Annotated in this window: 12 protein-coding genes and 1 pseudogene; 8 read left to right on the forward strand and 5 right to left on the reverse strand. The window is 51.4% G+C overall.

Going from position 1 to position 15,039, the window contains the following annotated elements:
- Window positions 1-104: 104 nt before the first annotated feature.
- Window positions 105-2,525, reverse strand: coding sequence for a DUF5686 family protein (locus CCY01nite_RS08390; protein ID WP_186830967.1), 2,421 nt, complete (start codon window positions 2,523-2,525; stop codon window positions 105-107).
- Between the two features lie 542 nt (window positions 2,526-3,067).
- Between CCY01nite_RS08390 and CCY01nite_RS08395 the strand changes: the two genes are divergently transcribed.
- From CCY01nite_RS08395 to CCY01nite_RS08405, 3 genes are read left to right on the forward strand one after another with little or no spacing between them, the layout of a single operon-like run.
- Window positions 3,068-3,724 carry a hypothetical protein gene (locus CCY01nite_RS08395; protein ID WP_146859610.1) on the forward strand — a complete coding sequence of 219 codons (657 nt, stop codon included), beginning with the start codon at window positions 3,068-3,070 and terminating at the stop codon, window positions 3,722-3,724.
- 28 nt (window positions 3,725-3,752) lie between these two features.
- A complete protein-coding gene (locus CCY01nite_RS08400) occupies window positions 3,753-4,049 on the forward strand; it encodes a winged helix-turn-helix domain-containing protein (protein ID WP_146859612.1) in 297 nt (98 codons plus the stop codon).
- A 54-nt stretch (window positions 4,050-4,103) separates the two neighbouring features.
- Window positions 4,104-4,475 carry a diacylglycerol kinase family protein gene (locus CCY01nite_RS08405; RefSeq protein WP_146859614.1) on the forward strand — a complete coding sequence of 124 codons (372 nt, stop codon included), beginning with the start codon at window positions 4,104-4,106 and terminating at the stop codon, window positions 4,473-4,475.
- A 51-nt stretch (window positions 4,476-4,526) separates the two neighbouring features.
- Here CCY01nite_RS08405 and CCY01nite_RS08410 read toward each other — a convergent pair whose 3' ends face one another.
- Window positions 4,527-7,895, reverse strand: a complete 3,369-nt coding sequence (locus CCY01nite_RS08410; RefSeq protein WP_146859616.1) for a ShlB/FhaC/HecB family protein — start codon at window positions 7,893-7,895, stop codon at window positions 4,527-4,529.
- Between the two features lie 57 nt (window positions 7,896-7,952).
- On the opposite strand from CCY01nite_RS08410, the gene CCY01nite_RS08415 reads away from it, so the two are divergent.
- Window positions 7,953-8,615: an MBL fold metallo-hydrolase gene (locus tag CCY01nite_RS08415; protein WP_146859618.1), complete on the forward strand. Its 663-nt coding sequence runs from the start codon at window positions 7,953-7,955 to the stop codon at window positions 8,613-8,615.
- Window positions 8,616-8,629: 14 nt separating this feature from the next.
- Here CCY01nite_RS08415 and CCY01nite_RS08420 read toward each other — a convergent pair whose 3' ends face one another.
- Window positions 8,630-10,111, reverse strand: coding sequence for a lipopolysaccharide biosynthesis protein (locus tag CCY01nite_RS08420; protein WP_146859620.1), 1,482 nt, complete (start codon window positions 10,109-10,111; stop codon window positions 8,630-8,632).
- Between the two features lie 20 nt (window positions 10,112-10,131).
- Window positions 10,132-10,518, reverse strand: a pseudogene (gene arfB / locus CCY01nite_RS08425) (alternative ribosome rescue aminoacyl-tRNA hydrolase ArfB); the annotation flags it as partial.
- Window positions 10,519-10,639: 121 nt separating this feature from the next.
- On the opposite strand from arfB, the gene dtd reads away from it, so the two are divergent.
- The 4 genes from dtd (at window position 10,640) to CCY01nite_RS08445 (ending at window position 14,278) form a co-directional block, all read left to right on the forward strand.
- Window positions 10,640-11,092, forward strand: coding sequence for a D-aminoacyl-tRNA deacylase (gene dtd / locus CCY01nite_RS08430; protein ID WP_146859624.1), 453 nt, complete (start codon window positions 10,640-10,642; stop codon window positions 11,090-11,092).
- Window positions 11,093-11,117: 25 nt separating this feature from the next.
- Window positions 11,118-11,444, forward strand: coding sequence for a nucleotide pyrophosphohydrolase (locus CCY01nite_RS08435; RefSeq protein ID WP_146859625.1), 327 nt, complete (start codon window positions 11,118-11,120; stop codon window positions 11,442-11,444).
- A 69-nt stretch (window positions 11,445-11,513) separates the two neighbouring features.
- Window positions 11,514-12,944 (forward strand): glycine--tRNA ligase, encoded by a 1,431-nt coding sequence (locus CCY01nite_RS08440; protein WP_146859627.1) that lies wholly within the window; start codon window positions 11,514-11,516, stop codon window positions 12,942-12,944.
- Between the two features lie 95 nt (window positions 12,945-13,039).
- Window positions 13,040-14,278: an ATP-binding protein gene (locus CCY01nite_RS08445; RefSeq protein WP_146859629.1), complete on the forward strand. Its 1,239-nt coding sequence runs from the start codon at window positions 13,040-13,042 to the stop codon at window positions 14,276-14,278.
- An 11-nt stretch (window positions 14,279-14,289) separates the two neighbouring features.
- On the opposite strand, the gene CCY01nite_RS08450 is transcribed toward CCY01nite_RS08445, so the two are convergent.
- A complete protein-coding gene (locus CCY01nite_RS08450) occupies window positions 14,290-15,015 on the reverse strand; it encodes a ferredoxin--NADP reductase (protein ID WP_146859631.1) in 726 nt (241 codons plus the stop codon).
- Window positions 15,016-15,039: the final 24 nt, after the last annotated feature.

Here is a 15,039-nt window from a genome sequence, read left to right on the forward strand (position 1 = left end):
GCTGCTCGGATCGATTTTCGGGTTTTATGCAGGCATACTTCATCCGCTGCGCGCACGGATTTTTCTGCACAATATCGCAGGCAGACCGGGAAGGTATGCGTTGATCAAAATTGCAGCTTGAAGCTGCCGAAGATACCGAACCGCCGCTCATACGCTTCGTCCGGCAAGGGGCGTGGGGCCAGGCGCCATACAAAGTCTACCCGGATGAATTTGAGGATATTTTCAATGCCGGTGCCGACTTCCAGGTAGGGATTGCCCTGCAGGGTTTTGAAGGGATAACCGTGGTCCAGGTTCAGCGCCTTGTTGTCGTCGGACAGCTTGCCGATGATGCCTTTCGCCGTCCAGAACTGGCGGAACTTCAGTTTGCGCACAAGTGGTATGTAATTGAAAATGCCGCTGCCAAGCGTGTGCTCAATATTAAAGCCAGCGTATTCATCGCTGAGGAACTCGAAGCGGTTCATCATGTTGAATGCGTACTTGTTGTAGTAATAGATCTCGTTGCCCGGATGCACTTCCAGCAATGTATAAGGCATGGCCGGTCCGAAGATCTTTCCGCCGAATACGTTGTAGTAAAGACTTCCGAAAGGCGGCAGCTTTACCTGATCGGAAACGGTAACGCCGGCTTTGTGATAGTGGTAATTGCTTTTCATAATGCCCTGCACACCTACGGCATACTTGATCTCCACGATCGGATACTTGCTGCCGAGGCTGAAGCGGTAGTAGTTTCCTTCCAGGAACTCCTCGCGGAAGGCATAACGCAGCTTCACCGCCACTTCCATGTTCGTCATCGGATCAAGGCCATTGCCGTGATGAGGGTATAAGCTGGCGGCAGGCAGCGGATCAAAAGGCAGGAACTGTTTATGCACCAGCGAGAAGTGATGTGAAAAACCGGAGTAATATTCCTTATAGAACTCCGCGCGTTTCTCATCTATGAGCATGAACTTCTGCGGTACGTTCGGCTTGCGGATCGCGAGTGAGAAAATGTTGTCGGTGCCTACTTCGTCGTAATAGGTGGCGCCGTTGTCGAGGTCCCGGGTGAAGGATCCGTAAACATACATGCGCGGATGACGTTTCAGCAGCCAGAGCGCGGAAAGCTTTCCCTTGAAACGGTCGTCACCAAAGCCGTAGGCCAGGTAGCCGTTCAGGTAAAGGTCCTTGTGGAACTGCGGCGTGGTGCCCAGGTCCAGCCGAACGCGGAAACCTTCCAGGCGGTTCTGGGAAAAGAGATAAAAATAAGGGCCCCATTCCAGCGGACCGAAAGGTTTGTAACCCGTGGCGAGGAAGCGGATGGTATTGGAATACTTCTGGAACAGGGGCATCTTTTGCAGGGTATCCACCATTTTGTAGATCGCCTGCTCATTCACGGAAAGGCTTTCATGGCGGTTGCTGGCCCAGAAAGAATCCGGGCGGTTCCGCGCGCTGTCCGCCACCACAATGTTCTGCGGGTAGCGTTTCTCCGTGAAGATGTTGGTGGCGGCCGTATCGTTTGCTACAAAGTCGCTGTAGGTGGTGGTTTTGCGGCCGATAAAATCAATGGTTTTGGTTGGCTTCGGGCTGGGCGTCCAGAAGTCAACAATGAATTTGTCTTTCGCAAGATACCAGCGGCTGCTGTCCCGGAAAGGCTTGAACTCCTGTACCAGGCTCACTTTGCGGACGAAGTTGATGTTCGCGTCGCCGGGAACGGACATGCTCATTTTCTGGATGGCAAAGGTCGAGTCCTGCACCCACAGCTCGCCAACAAAAACATTTTCGCCCTTGCGACGCGGCTCGAAGTTCATCTTGATGAAGCGATGGTGGTGAACGTATTGGGTATCCGTAATGCGGTAATTGTAAAAAACAGCGCCGCTGTTGCTGATCGGGCTCACAAAGCTTTTGTCGAATACCGGGATAAAATTGTCGTACACATTGATGTTCTGGTACATCCCGCCGAGGAACTTCGTCACGCTTTCATTGTCCAGTCCCGAGGTGCGGCTCGCCTTGATCACTTCTTTCGTTTTCTTCGGGCTCCGCTGGAAATAATAGTCTGAAATACTTTCCGTCAGAAAGACCGGCAGGAAAGGCTGGGCTTCGGTGGTGCTGTCTATATTCTTCAGGATAAAAGAGAAAGGCTTGGTAAAACGGTTGCGGGATAACTTGATGGTATTGAGGTTCTTAATGTCGAGTTCCAGTTTGTTATAGATCTCGTATTTGTAGCTTTCAAGCCGCTCGTAGTTATTTTCCGGCTTTCGGCGGATGATGTGGCGGAGCAGTATCAGCGCAAAGTTCACGTTTGCTTTTACTTCATATTGCTTGAGGGAAACGTCCCCGCGGCTGATCTCGAAGTTGATGGTCTGGTCGCGGAGGTTGCGGTCTACGAACATCACGGTGCGCTGATAGCCCATTACTCTCACCAGCAGCGAATCCGCAGGAATGGCCGTAAGGTCGAAAACATAAGCGCCCTCCGCATCTGTGACCATGCCGGTGTTGGTGCCAACAAATTGAAGGGTGGCAAAGGGGATCACTTCCTGGGTATGCGCGTCTTTCACAATACCACTGATCTTATATTGAGCGCTAAGAGGGAAGAAACTGATGATGCAAATAACAAAAGCTATGGTTCGTTTCCAACCGGTCATACACGAGGCAAATTAGATATTTTCATATTAACAACGTTAGATCGGGTCAAAAGAGACAGTTTTATAACAAAAATTTAGGTTTGTTGAACGACGGTTGATAGCCCGGCCGAAGCTGGGTTTTGTCAGACCGTGGTGGTCTGCTGCTTTCTGCCGGCCGGCAAACTGTTTTCCCCACGTTCCGCCAGACTGTTGACGAATGAGCGGCCGTTTTATTGTATAATCGCCACTTACATTCAGGTAACCGGCCTATCGTTCTTTAAAACCGCCCCCTATACTATCATGTAACCGGTCTATCATTCTTTAAGACGGCTTTCTCACCAGCATCCTACACTATCATTTATCATGTAACCGGCCTCCTCATGTTCTTTAAGACGGCTTTCCCTCCGCCATCCCCTACACTATCCTGCAATAGTGTGCCAATTTTTTCTAACTTTGATGCACAAAGTGCTTTTCTCATGAACGAGCAACAACATCTCGACACCCTTAGCGACATCAAACGCATCATGGAGCGGTCTACCCGCTTCATGTCCCTCAGCGGCCTCGGCGGCATTTGCGCCGGCATCAGCGCGCTTGCAGGCGCCTGGTTTGCACAGCGCATACTGGCAGATTATAAAGCGTCTACCGGCAGGAACGGCTACGATGTGGTGGCCGGTGGCGCGGGTTCACCGGCCATGGAGCTGTTTGCAAAGCTTATGCTGGTAGCCGGACTGGTACTGGTTGCAGCTTTGGCGGCGGGCTTTTATTTCACATGGCGCAAGGCGCGGCGGCAGGGGCTGCCCGTTTGGGACGCATCTGCGCGGAAAGTGTTCGTGAACCTTGCCATACCCTTATTTTCCGGCGGGCTCTTCATTGCGGGCCTTCTGTATAACGGGTTAACCGGACTGGTAGCGCCCGCCTGCCTGGTGTTTTACGGACTGGCGCTCGTGAACGCCAGCAAATACACGATAACGGATATACGATATCTCGGCCTGGCGGAGATCGCGCTTGGCATCCTCGGCCTGTTCAACCCCTACAACGGCCTCTTTTTCTGGGCCCTGGGATTCGGCGTGCTGCACATCATCTACGGCACGCTGATGTGGTGGAGATATGAGCGCCTTCCCGCGGAACGCTAAATGTTGGTTGTCCAAAAAAAGTATGGTCATGAACCCGATCGGTAATCTGAATAAAATATTTGAAAGTCGCATACGCCTGGGGGTGATGAGTATGTTGATGGTCAATGAAGAGATCAGCTTCAACGACCTCAAGGAAATGCTTGAAGTAACGGACGGCAACCTGGCTTCCCATCTTTCCACACTGGAAGAAAATGGCTACCTCAAAGTGCACAAGGGCTTTATCGGCAGAAAGACGAACACCACCTACTCCATTACAAAGAACGGCGAAAAGGCTTTCAAAAGCCACCTGGCCGCGCTTGAGGCCATGATCCGGTTCAACCAGTAAACGATTACTCCTGCTTATCCCGTAAAATTGCAAACCCTCGCATAAAACATTCTTATGTCTTCCATTGCCAGAACCATCACCAAACGCCTCCAAAGTTTCGCCTTCGCGTTCAGCGGGCTGGGCGCTTTCCTGCGCAGCGAGCCCAACGGCCGCATTCACCTCGTTGCCACGGTGGCGGTGATCATCCTGGCGGTAGTGTTTCATTGCAATACCGGCGAATGGGCGCTGCTCGTGATCGTCATGGCAATGGTCTGGTGTACGGAACTGCTCAACACGGCCATTGAAAAGACCATGGACCACCTCAGCCCGGACATCCATCCGCGTGTGAAATGGATCAAGGACGTGGCGGCGGGCGCTGTGCTGGTGGCGGCTATTGCCGCGGCGGTGGTCGGCGGATTGATCTTCATCCCCAAGTTTGCCGCATAAAAAAAGCGCTGTGATATCACAACGCTTTTCCTTATTGTTTACAATTCATTATCAGAAGTCAACGCCTAACGCAAAGTAAAGCATCGGCTTGCCGCGGAAGAATCCTGTCATCGGCCAGCCGGCGTCGAAGCGGGCGAAATAGCCGAGCAGCGTTGTTCTGGCGCCAAAGCCGTAACCACCTACGAACGGCCCGAGGAAACCTTCCTTGATCCTCACGGTGATGCCGTCTTCACTGGTGTAAGTAGTATAGTTCGCATCCTTGAAGCTCAGCTTCTGGTTCCATGCCGTGCCGATATCTACGAACGTGGTCAGCTGGAAGTTGCGCAGGAACGCGGAGTTAATCGGTTTGTCGATGAACGTGGTGAATACGGGTAAACGTAATTCCGTGTTCATCAGCATAACGTTATTACCATTTTTGATGTTCTGCTTATACCCCCGCATGTTCACGGCCAGCGTCTGGTATGCGTAGTTGTCGCGATTCATGGGCGTATTGGTGTGGATGGAGGGTGTGAACATCCAGTTATCTACACCGCCGAGGAAGTAAATGAGCTTGCGGGAGCCCCATGAAACGTCCGCCGCAAAGCGGGTGGCCCAGATGAAGTTCCGTTTGATCTCCACATAATGACGGAAATCCACGCCCATGTTATAGGTGAACTTACCTTTCGGCACATTCTCGTTGAAGAGCGCATTGCGATTGCCGGATATCTGCGACATCAGGTCCGCATACACTTTATACCGCGTGCCTTTGTAGATATTGATAGCGGGATTGAGCGTGTTGTCGTGCACATATTCCAGCCGGCCCAATGCGTAGGTTTCCTTGTAGTTGGGTTCTTTGAGGGACAGCTCGTCGTTCGCCAGGATGTCCAGGTCATCTGTACGCATGCCCACGGTAAGGCGGAGGCTGCGCACCACGTCAAACGGATAGCGGATCTCTGCCTGGTAGATATTGGTCTTGTTCTTCACCGGGTAGCCGATGTAGGAGTTGTCGATCTGCACGCCCAGCTCTCCTTTATCTACTTTGCGGTAGTAGGTGAGCTTGTAATCGAAGCGCTTCTTCAGATAGGAGAAGGAGAACATGTACTCGCTGCCGTCCAGTCCGGATGGAACGCGGAAGGCGCCGTTGAACTTGTAATCTTCCATGAGGTCGCTCACGCCGATGCGGATCATGCCGTTAACGGGATCGGTAAGCCGGATGGGGGAGGACGGCCTGCCGCCGAATGGCTGGTACCGGTTCATCAGCACCGAGTTATCGAGCTGCGCCACCAGGTAATCCGACGAAAACCGCAATTTATAATTGCTCAGCCTGGCCGATTTCAGGATAGGCGGCTCTTTGGGCTCCGGCTCCATTTCCTGCGCCAGCACGCTGCTGTCTACCGGCTCATTGGCGAACTCGCTCTGGAAGAAATCGTCCTGTTTCTGCGCGGTATCTTTCTGATAATAATCGGGCAGCCCCATTTTGATGCTGTCCTCCCGCATCTTGCGGGCCATGAAGCGTGTGGGCCTGGCCGTTACATTCCTTCTGCGGAGGGTGTTGGTATCTACCTTCAGCTTGTACAAACGTTTATAATCGCCTACCTGTATCACTTCAGACACCAGCCCCTGGTCGCCGGCAATGCGGGATTCGCGGATGCCGTACTGGTAGTTGGTGATGGGGAACACGTAGGTGGAATCATTGGTGATGGTGATCACCTGCATGGAATCCGGCGCGGTGGCGCCATAGTCCGCCAGTGCGGAGTCCAGTTCCTGCTGGTCAGGGTTGTGCAGTATTTCCGCGCCTACGAAAAAGAGGGAATCCACACCCGCTCTTTCCGCTTTAAAGAAGCCGGCGTAGCGGTTGTTGATACCGTTGGCGTCGCTCACGAAGGTGAAGTGCGTGGTATTGTACTGCACCGGCATGCGGGCGTTGCCGTATTTAAGATCTGTCAGCTGGGAGATCTGCTTTTCGGAAGATTTGTTCCAGTTGTCGATCAGGAAAACGTTGTAGTTATTATGCGGCAGCACGGTGTCCGCGCTGCGGGCTTTCGGCGAGGGGCGGTTGGAAGAATAGATGATGCCGCTTTTGCCGGGGAAGGCCACGAAGGAAGGATCGAGGTCGTCGTACACGTCATTCGTGATCTGGTCGGTTTTCCCGTTGCTGATGCTGTAGGTGAAGATGTCGGTGTGCCCGTTCTTCACAGCGGAGAGCAGCAGGGAGTTATCGAATTCAAAGAAATATTTCATGTCGATCACCCGGTCGAACTGCGGGAGGTCCTGGCGGATCTTGATCTTGGTGATCAGGTCGTATACGAGCAGTTTGTTCTTGCCTTCGTGTTCGTAGATCACGGCAAGGCGGTTGCCTTTCTGGTTCCAGGCCAGGAGGGGATAGTTGGGATCGAGCTTGGAGGTCAGCTGGCGCACGCCGCTTTTCAGCAGCACCTTGTTGGTCCGCCAGCCCTGGTTGATCTCCACCTGGTACAAACCTTTGGTGTATTTGATCACCGCGTAGGTATTGTTCTTGGGATTGGCCTGGTAGCGGTAGTAGTCCGTCTTTTTAGTTACTTCGTTGGATATCACCCCGGTGCCGCGCGTTACCTGGCGCCGGCGGCGGTTATCTTCCTGGTAACGTCTGAGGGTGTGGATCATGAAATCCTTTTGCGCATCTTTCGGTTTCATGCGCAGTACCTGTTCAAAGCCTTTTTTCAGTCCCCGGTTGATGCGGGTGATATACATGAGGTAAGGAACGGCGTCCTTTCCATACTTTTCTTCCACATAATACCAGAAAGCCTGTCCCGCCAGCAGGGGCTTGTCGTATGCCAGCTGGTTAAAAGTGCGGTATTTCCCGGAAACCATGATCGCTTTCAGCTCTTCATCCAGCTTTGCGTTCCAGTTTTCAGCGGCATAAGCGATAAATCCGTCGGTGAACCAGTTGGGAAAATCGATGAGTACGGCGTTGCCGGCAAACTCCCCGATATCTTCGCCGAACAGCAATGTTTCGAGCATTACCCGGGCGATGCCCTGGCGGATCTGTTTGCGGAGATGCTCGTGATCGCCATCGAAATAAACCAGTAATTTATTGCCCACCAGCTTGGTCACCCCGCCGGTGTTCTGCCAGTCGATGCCGATGCCGATGTTGGACTGCTTGAATTCGCCGAAGTTGTTATACACCACAATATTCACTTTCTGGCGAAAGGTAAATTCCATGAACTCCTCCATGGAAGGCAATTCTTTTTCCGCGGTCTGGGCTACATACTTGCCAAGTTCAAGTCCGTTCTGGGAGAAATAGGTATTAAAATGACGGGTCGTATAGAACCGCCATTTGAAATTCTTGAATTGGACCCTGTTCTGACCGAACTCCACTGTATTCGTTTGTGCCTGAACGCCTGACGTGCCAATCAATAGGATACCAAAGAAAAAGAATGACCTGGTAATAAATCGGTTCATACGGAAAGTATTGATAATATTGTGTTCTGAATTAAAATTAGCAAAAATCGGTCAACAATGTTTGAAATCAAATATTTCACGGTTAATCCCCTTCAGGAAAACACGTACGTTCTTATAAACGGTAAAAAGGAGTGTATCATTATAGATCCGGGCTTTTATTATCAAAATGAACGGGAGGAGTTCCTGCAATTTATACGGGATAACGGGCTGACCGTTGCCCGTCTGCTGAATACCCATTGTCACCTGGACCATATTTTTGCCAATAACCTGGTAGCGAAGACGTTCGGGGTGGGGCTGGAGATTCACCGGAAAGACCAGGTGGTGCTGGACCGTTCCCCGCAGTCCGGGTTAATGTACAACCTGCCGTTTGAGCCGTCGCCGATGCCGAAAAGTTACCTGGAAGAGGGGGACAAGGTGGTGTTGGGGGATGATGTGCTGGAGGTGCTGCTCACGCCCGGCCATTCTCCGGGCAGCATTTCCTTTTACTGTGCGGCTCAGCAGTTTGTGATCGCGGGGGATGTGCTGTTCCGCCAGAGTGTGGGGCGGTCCGATTTCCCGGGCGGCAACTTCGAAACCCTGGCCCGCAGCATCCGTGAAAAGCTTTACACCCTGCCGGACGAGGTAGTCGTTTACCCGGGGCATGGCCCTTCCACTACCATCGGGTTCGAGAAAGCGCATAACCCCTTCGTGCCGGAAGACCCGTCAACCCGCTTTGCGTAAGTTGCCGGTTCTCATTACGCTTTGCGCAACAGCAACCGCCTGAAATCCGCCCTTTCCATCCACAAAACAACAGCCCCATAAATCCCCAGGCCCGCCACACCGCAGGCATGAACGATCCAGATACCCGGCTGCAGCGACCGGATGTAATGATGTACAAGGTAAATTCCCGCCGCCAGCGCGAGGTAGAACAGCACACGGGGAACATTATACGGCACGGGGTAGTACTTCTGCCCAAGCAGGTAAGACGCCACCATCATAAAGGCATAACATATGAAAGTGGCCCATGCGGAGCCGGTATAGCTGAAGTACGGTATCCACCAGATGTTCAGCAGGATGGTGATGACGGCTCCGCCGAGGGTGATGTAGGCGCCGGTCAGGTTCCGGTTGGTGAGCTTGTACCAGATGGAAAGGTTGTAGTAAATCCCGAGGAACACGGTGCCCATGGTCAGGATTGGCACAATGTTCAGCCCTTCCGCATATGCCGGGTCTTTACGGGTGATCAGCACTTTCCAGACATCCAGGAACAGCGATACCACGAGGAACACCGCCCCGCAGGTGAGGGTAAAGAACTTCATAACGCGGGCATAGGTGAAGCGCGCGTCCTCGTTTTTGCTTTGATTGAAGAAAAAGGGCTCGGCGCCCATCCGGAACGCCTGTATGAAAATGGTGATCAGCACCGCCAGTTTGTAATTCGCGCCGAAGATGCCCAGTTCCCTTAATTTCTCCTTGGCGGGCAGCATGGAAACCTTTGTATACACCAGCCTGCTCAGCATTTCATTGATCATGCCGCCGAACCCTACGATCACCAGCGGCATGCTGTAACGCATCACGTCGTTCCACAGCGCCTTGTCGAATGTCCAGCGGAACGCCGCCAGCTCCCGGTAGAGGAATACCAGGGCGAGGAAGCTGGCCAGCATATTGGCGATCAGGATGTACCCCACGCCGAAGGACATATCGTACCAGGCAAACAGCGGGTTGCCGGTGAACTTCGGGCAGATGACCAGGAAAAAGATGGTGAGCAGTATCTGGCTGACGATGGTGAGCACTTTCACCAGGGCATATTTGCGTGGCCGGCCTTCCTGCCGCAGTTTGGCGAACGGCAGCGTGGCGAGGGTATCGAAGAAAACGATCCAGCCCATGTAGATCACATAATCCGTTCGTCCTTCGATCTCCAGGAAATCCGTCAGTGGCCCCGCCCCCGCGAAGATCAGCAGGGTCAGCACCGAGGTGGACGCCAGCATGGAAATACAAAGCGTGTTGTAGAGCTTTGTTTTATCAGTTTGCTGTACAAACCGGAAATAGCTGGTCTCCAGCCCGTAAGTAAAAATAATGTTGAGAAAAGGGATGAATGCGTAGATCTGGGTGATCACGCCAAACTTTTCCGGCGCAAAAACGGCGGTGAAAAAAAGCTGGAGAATAAAGCCGAGGAACCGGGCTGCGATCGTGGGCAAACCATACCAGATAGTCTGACCCGCTAGTTTCTTGATACTTCCCAAAACACGTAGTTTGTGCTAAATTAATCGTTTCCAAATTGATTGCGGCGGTTGCTTTTCTTTTCGCTCAGCCGCTTTTTGAACTGCAGTCTTTTTTCGATCATCGCCTTCGTAGGTTTTACCTTGATGCGTTTTTTGGGGACGATCAGCGCCTGCTGCAACAGCCGGTTCATCTTTTTGATGACCTCCATTTTGTTCCCGAGCTGGCTGCGCTCCGTTTGCGACCGCACCTGCAGCAGCCCTTCCGCATTGAGCCGGTGGCCGAGCTTTTCCAGCAGCCGTGCTTTCTGCTCTTCCGTCAATATCACCGAAGCGGCTATATCAAAATAGCCTTCCACCATGGTTTCCACCTTGTTCACGTTCTGCCCGCCCTTACCGCCGCTGCGGGCGGTCCTGAATTTTATTTCCGATGATACGTCCGGCATAAAGCATTTCTTATCTTTAAACACAAATTTAACGGGATTACACGGAATATGTGAAAACGGGCATGGCAAATGCGGGATTTCCATCTGACCGTGCAAATATTGACAGATGAAAACGGTGATACAAAGAGTCACAAATGCGGACGTTACGATCAATGGCGCGGTGAAGTCCGCCATACAGCAGGGATTGCTGGTATTGCTGGGAATAGAGGATGCGGATAACGCGGAAGACATCACCTGGCTCAGCAACAAGATCGTGAACCTGCGCATCTTCAACGACGAAAACGGTGTGATGAACCGCAGCATACTGGAAGCCGGCGGAGACATTCTCCTGATCAGCCAGTTTACGCTTCATGCGTCGACGAAGAAAGGCAACCGCCCTTCCTACCTCAAAGCCAGCAAGCCCGATGTGGCCATCCCGCTGTATGAAAAAATGAAGCAGCAGCTGGAAGCCGATCTCGGCAAATCCGTTGGCACCGGGGAGTTCGGGGCGGACATGAAAGTGTCCCTTTTGAACGACGGCCCCGTGACCATCATCATCGACACAAAGAACCGCGAATAATTCACGTTATCTAAAACACATGAACATGACCATCAAAGAAGCCCAGGAGAAGGTGGACCAATGGATCAGGACCACCGGCGTACGTTATTTTTCGGAACTAACGAACATGGCTATACTAACCGAAGAAGTAGGAGAAGTGGCCCGGGTGATCGCGCGGCAGTACGGGGACCAGTCGTTTAAGGAATCGGAGAAAAAGAAGGAGCTGGCGGATGAACTGGCGGACGTGCTGTGGGTGCTGCTTTGCCTCGCCAACCAGACCGGCATCGACCTGACGGTGGCGCTGGAAAAGAATTTCGACAAGAAGACGGTACGCGACGCAAACCGCCATCGGGATAATGAAAAGTTAAGATAATAATCGATTTACAAGTGTTGTTTTAATTTAATACGACTTATCAAATTTCAAATTTATCTTTGCGCGACTATGGCAACAGATCAGAACAAGTTCCAGGCGATCATTTCGCACTGTAAAGAATACGGTTTCATTTTTCAATCCAGCGAGATATACGATGGTTTGAGCGCGGTATATGATTATGGGCAGTATGGCGCGGAGCTGAAGAGAAACATCCGCGACTACTGGTGGAAGAGCATGACGCAAATGCATGAAAACATTGTAGGGATCGATTCCGCGATCTTCATGCACCCGACGATATGGAAAGCTTCCGGGCACGTGGATAATTTCAGCGACCCGATGATCGATAATAAAGACAGCAAGAAGCGCTACCGCGTGGACCACCTGATCGAAGGTCATGCGGACACGCTGCCGGAACCGGCCAAAGCCGCGCTGATCCAGAAGATGGAAGACCTGCTGAAAGAGAACGACTACGCCGGATTAAAAACACTGATAGAAGAAGAGAAGATCAAATGTTCCGTAAGCGGCACCAGTAACTGGACGGAAGTACGGCAGTTCAACCTGATGTTCTCCACCCAGCTGGGCAGCGTAGCGGACGACGCCAGCGAAGTCTACCTACGCCCCGAAACAGCGCAGGGTATTTTCGTGAACTTTCTGAACGTGCAGAAGACCGGCCGCATGAAGATACCCTTTGGTATTGCGCAGGTGGGCAAGGCTTTCCGTAACGAGATCGTGGCGCGCCAGTTCGTATTCAGAATGCGCGAGTTCGAGCAGATGGAAATGCAGTTCTTTATCCGCCCCGGCACGCAACAGGAATGGTATGCATACTGGAAAGAGGAAAGGATGAAATGGCACAAGAGCCTGGGCCTGAAGCCGGAGAACCTGCAATACCACGATCACGTGAAGCTGGCGCACTACGCGGATGCGGCGGTGGATATTGAATATAATTTCCCGATAGGGTTTAAGGAGGTGGAGGGGATTCATTCCCGTACGGATTTTGACCTGAGCCAGCATCAGAAATTTTCTGGTAAAAAAATGCAGTATTTCGATCCGGAAATCAATCAAAACTATATCCCTTATGTGATAGAAACATCAATTGGTTTAGATCGCTGCTGCCTGATGATTTTAAGTGAAGCATACGAGGAAGAGGATTTAAGTACACCAGAAAAACAGGATAGCAGAGTTATCCTGAAATTCCCGGTGAAGTTAGCACCCATTAAACTTGCTATTTTCCCACTGACCAAAAGAGATGGCCTGCCGGAAATAGCAAAGGAACTAATGGCTGATTGCAAGAAGAATTTCTATTGCTTTTATGAAGAAAAAGATGCGATCGGCAAACGCTACCGCCGCCAGGACGCGATCGGTACGCCCTTCTGCGTAACGGTTGACCATCAGACCAAAGAAGACGGCACCGTTACCATCCGTCACCGTGACAGCATGGAGCAGGAGCGCATTCCGATGAGCAGTGTGAAGGAGCTGGTGATGAAGGCGATGATGGATTAGCTTATTACGTAGCACGAGTACAGAATTACCCATAAAAAGGTACAAATTTACCCATCGAATAGGTGTTTTAGGAATAAAACACCTATTTTTGTTACATGTTTACCCGCTTTGCAAACCAGTCTATAGCAGATGCTTTAAAGGACACGCCCGTTGTTCTGATAACAGGCGCCCGGCAAACAGGGAAAAGTACGCTTTGCCGGCAGCTTGTGAAAGACGGGATTTTTAAAGGCGAATCTGTCACTTTGGATGACCCGGCCACGCTTGCTGCGGCGCTCGCCGATCCATTGGGCTTTTTGCTGGATCTGGGCAAACACGTGATTATCGATGAGGTGCAAAGGGCTCCGGAATTGTTTTTAAGTATTAAGAAGCTGATAGACGAGGATAGAAAAGGGCGGCGAATTATCCTGACCGGATCAGCCGATGTTATGATGTTGCCTAAGGTAGCAGACTCACTGGCCGGACGTATAGAAATTTATCATCTTTGGCCGCTGGCACAAAGTGAAATTCACGGTAAACCATCCGGATTTCTAAAAACACTGGTTTCCAAGGATGCGCATTTTCCGAGCAGGAAAAGTAACTGGGAGCAAATTATACAAATCATCAAAGCCGGCGGATATCCCGAAGCTGTGCAGCGGGAAAGCGAGGCTCGCAGAGCAAAATGGTTTGAATCTTACATTATTGCGGTATTGCAAAAGGATATCAGGGACCTTGCCAATATTGAGGGGCTAACACAACTGCCTAACATTCTGCAGTTAATAGCAACGAGGGTTGGCAGCACGATTAACCTTTCAGATATTGCCCGGCTCTCGGGAGTAAAAAATACCACTCTTCAACGATACACGGCACTTCTGGAGCAGGTTTTTCTGATCCTCAGAATACCCGCCTGGACGCCTAACGCAGAGGGGCAATTTGTAAAATCTCCCAAAATAGTCCTTAATGATACAGGACTTCTTTGCCACTTGAGAGGTGAAGGAGAGAGCCTGATCGAAAACAGAACAACGGCAGGAAGTTTTTTGGAGAATTTTGTGGTCATGGAAATCATTAAACAGCTGGGCTGGTTTGATGATTTCTTAAAACCGTATCACTTTAGTATTCATAAGGGAGCTGAAGTGGACCTGGTGCTTGAAAATCGGAAAAAGCAACTTTACGGTATTGAAATAAAATCTACCGCAACAGTCCGGGAGAGTGACTTCAGAGGATTGAAGCGACTGGCTGAACTGGCGGGTGACAAATTTCAAAAAGGAATTGTACTTTATACAGGAGAACAAACGCTCGGAGGATTTGGTGGAAAAAATCTGCATGCAGTGCCCGTTTCTGCATTGTGGGCACCCTAGCATTAACTACATCACCCATACAACTCCAGATGCACATCATGCCGGTCATACCCCATCGCCTGAATCCGCTGCCGCGCTTCATCGATCATCGCTTTCCATCCGCATAAATAGAAATGCGCCGGCCGCTTGTCTGCCAGCAGCTCTTCGTACACGGCATGCACATATCCTTTTCTTCCCGCCCAGGAAGTATCTTCCTCCCGCGACAGGGTGGGGATGTACTGGAACCCCGGCATTTCCTGCTGCAATTGCATCATTTCCGATTTATACAGCAGATCGCCTTCTTTCCGGGAACCGGATATCAGGTAAATATTGGGGTGTGGAATATCGTGCAGTTTGAGATGATGTATCATGGAGCGGAACGGCGCGATGCCGGTGCCGGTGCAGATCAGGAAAAGGTCTTTTTCCATCTGATCAGGGAGAGTGAATTTTCCGAGGGGGCCTTGCAGCAGCAGTTCGCTTCCTTCCTTGATTTCCGTAAAAAGATAGGTGGAGCCGGCTCCGCCTTCCAGCAGCACGATCACCAGCTCGATCTCGTTGCTGCCATTGGGATGGGACGCAATGGAATAGCTCCGCCAACGCTTGTTTTTCTTTTCGTGGATCGGCAGGTCGAGGGTAATAAATTGTCCGGGTTTAAAATCGAACGTGGCTTTTTCGGGTACGCGAATCCAGAACCTTCTCGTGTTATGCGTCTCGTTCACAATCTTCGTGACCACGCCAGTATACCATTGTTCCAGCATGCAGCAGCGATTTATGCATTATCA

Origin of the sequence: Chitinophaga cymbidii (genome assembly GCF_007992715.1) — a bacterium.
In the GTDB taxonomy this organism is placed as follows: Bacteria; Bacteroidota; Bacteroidia; order Chitinophagales; family Chitinophagaceae; genus Chitinophaga; species Chitinophaga cymbidii.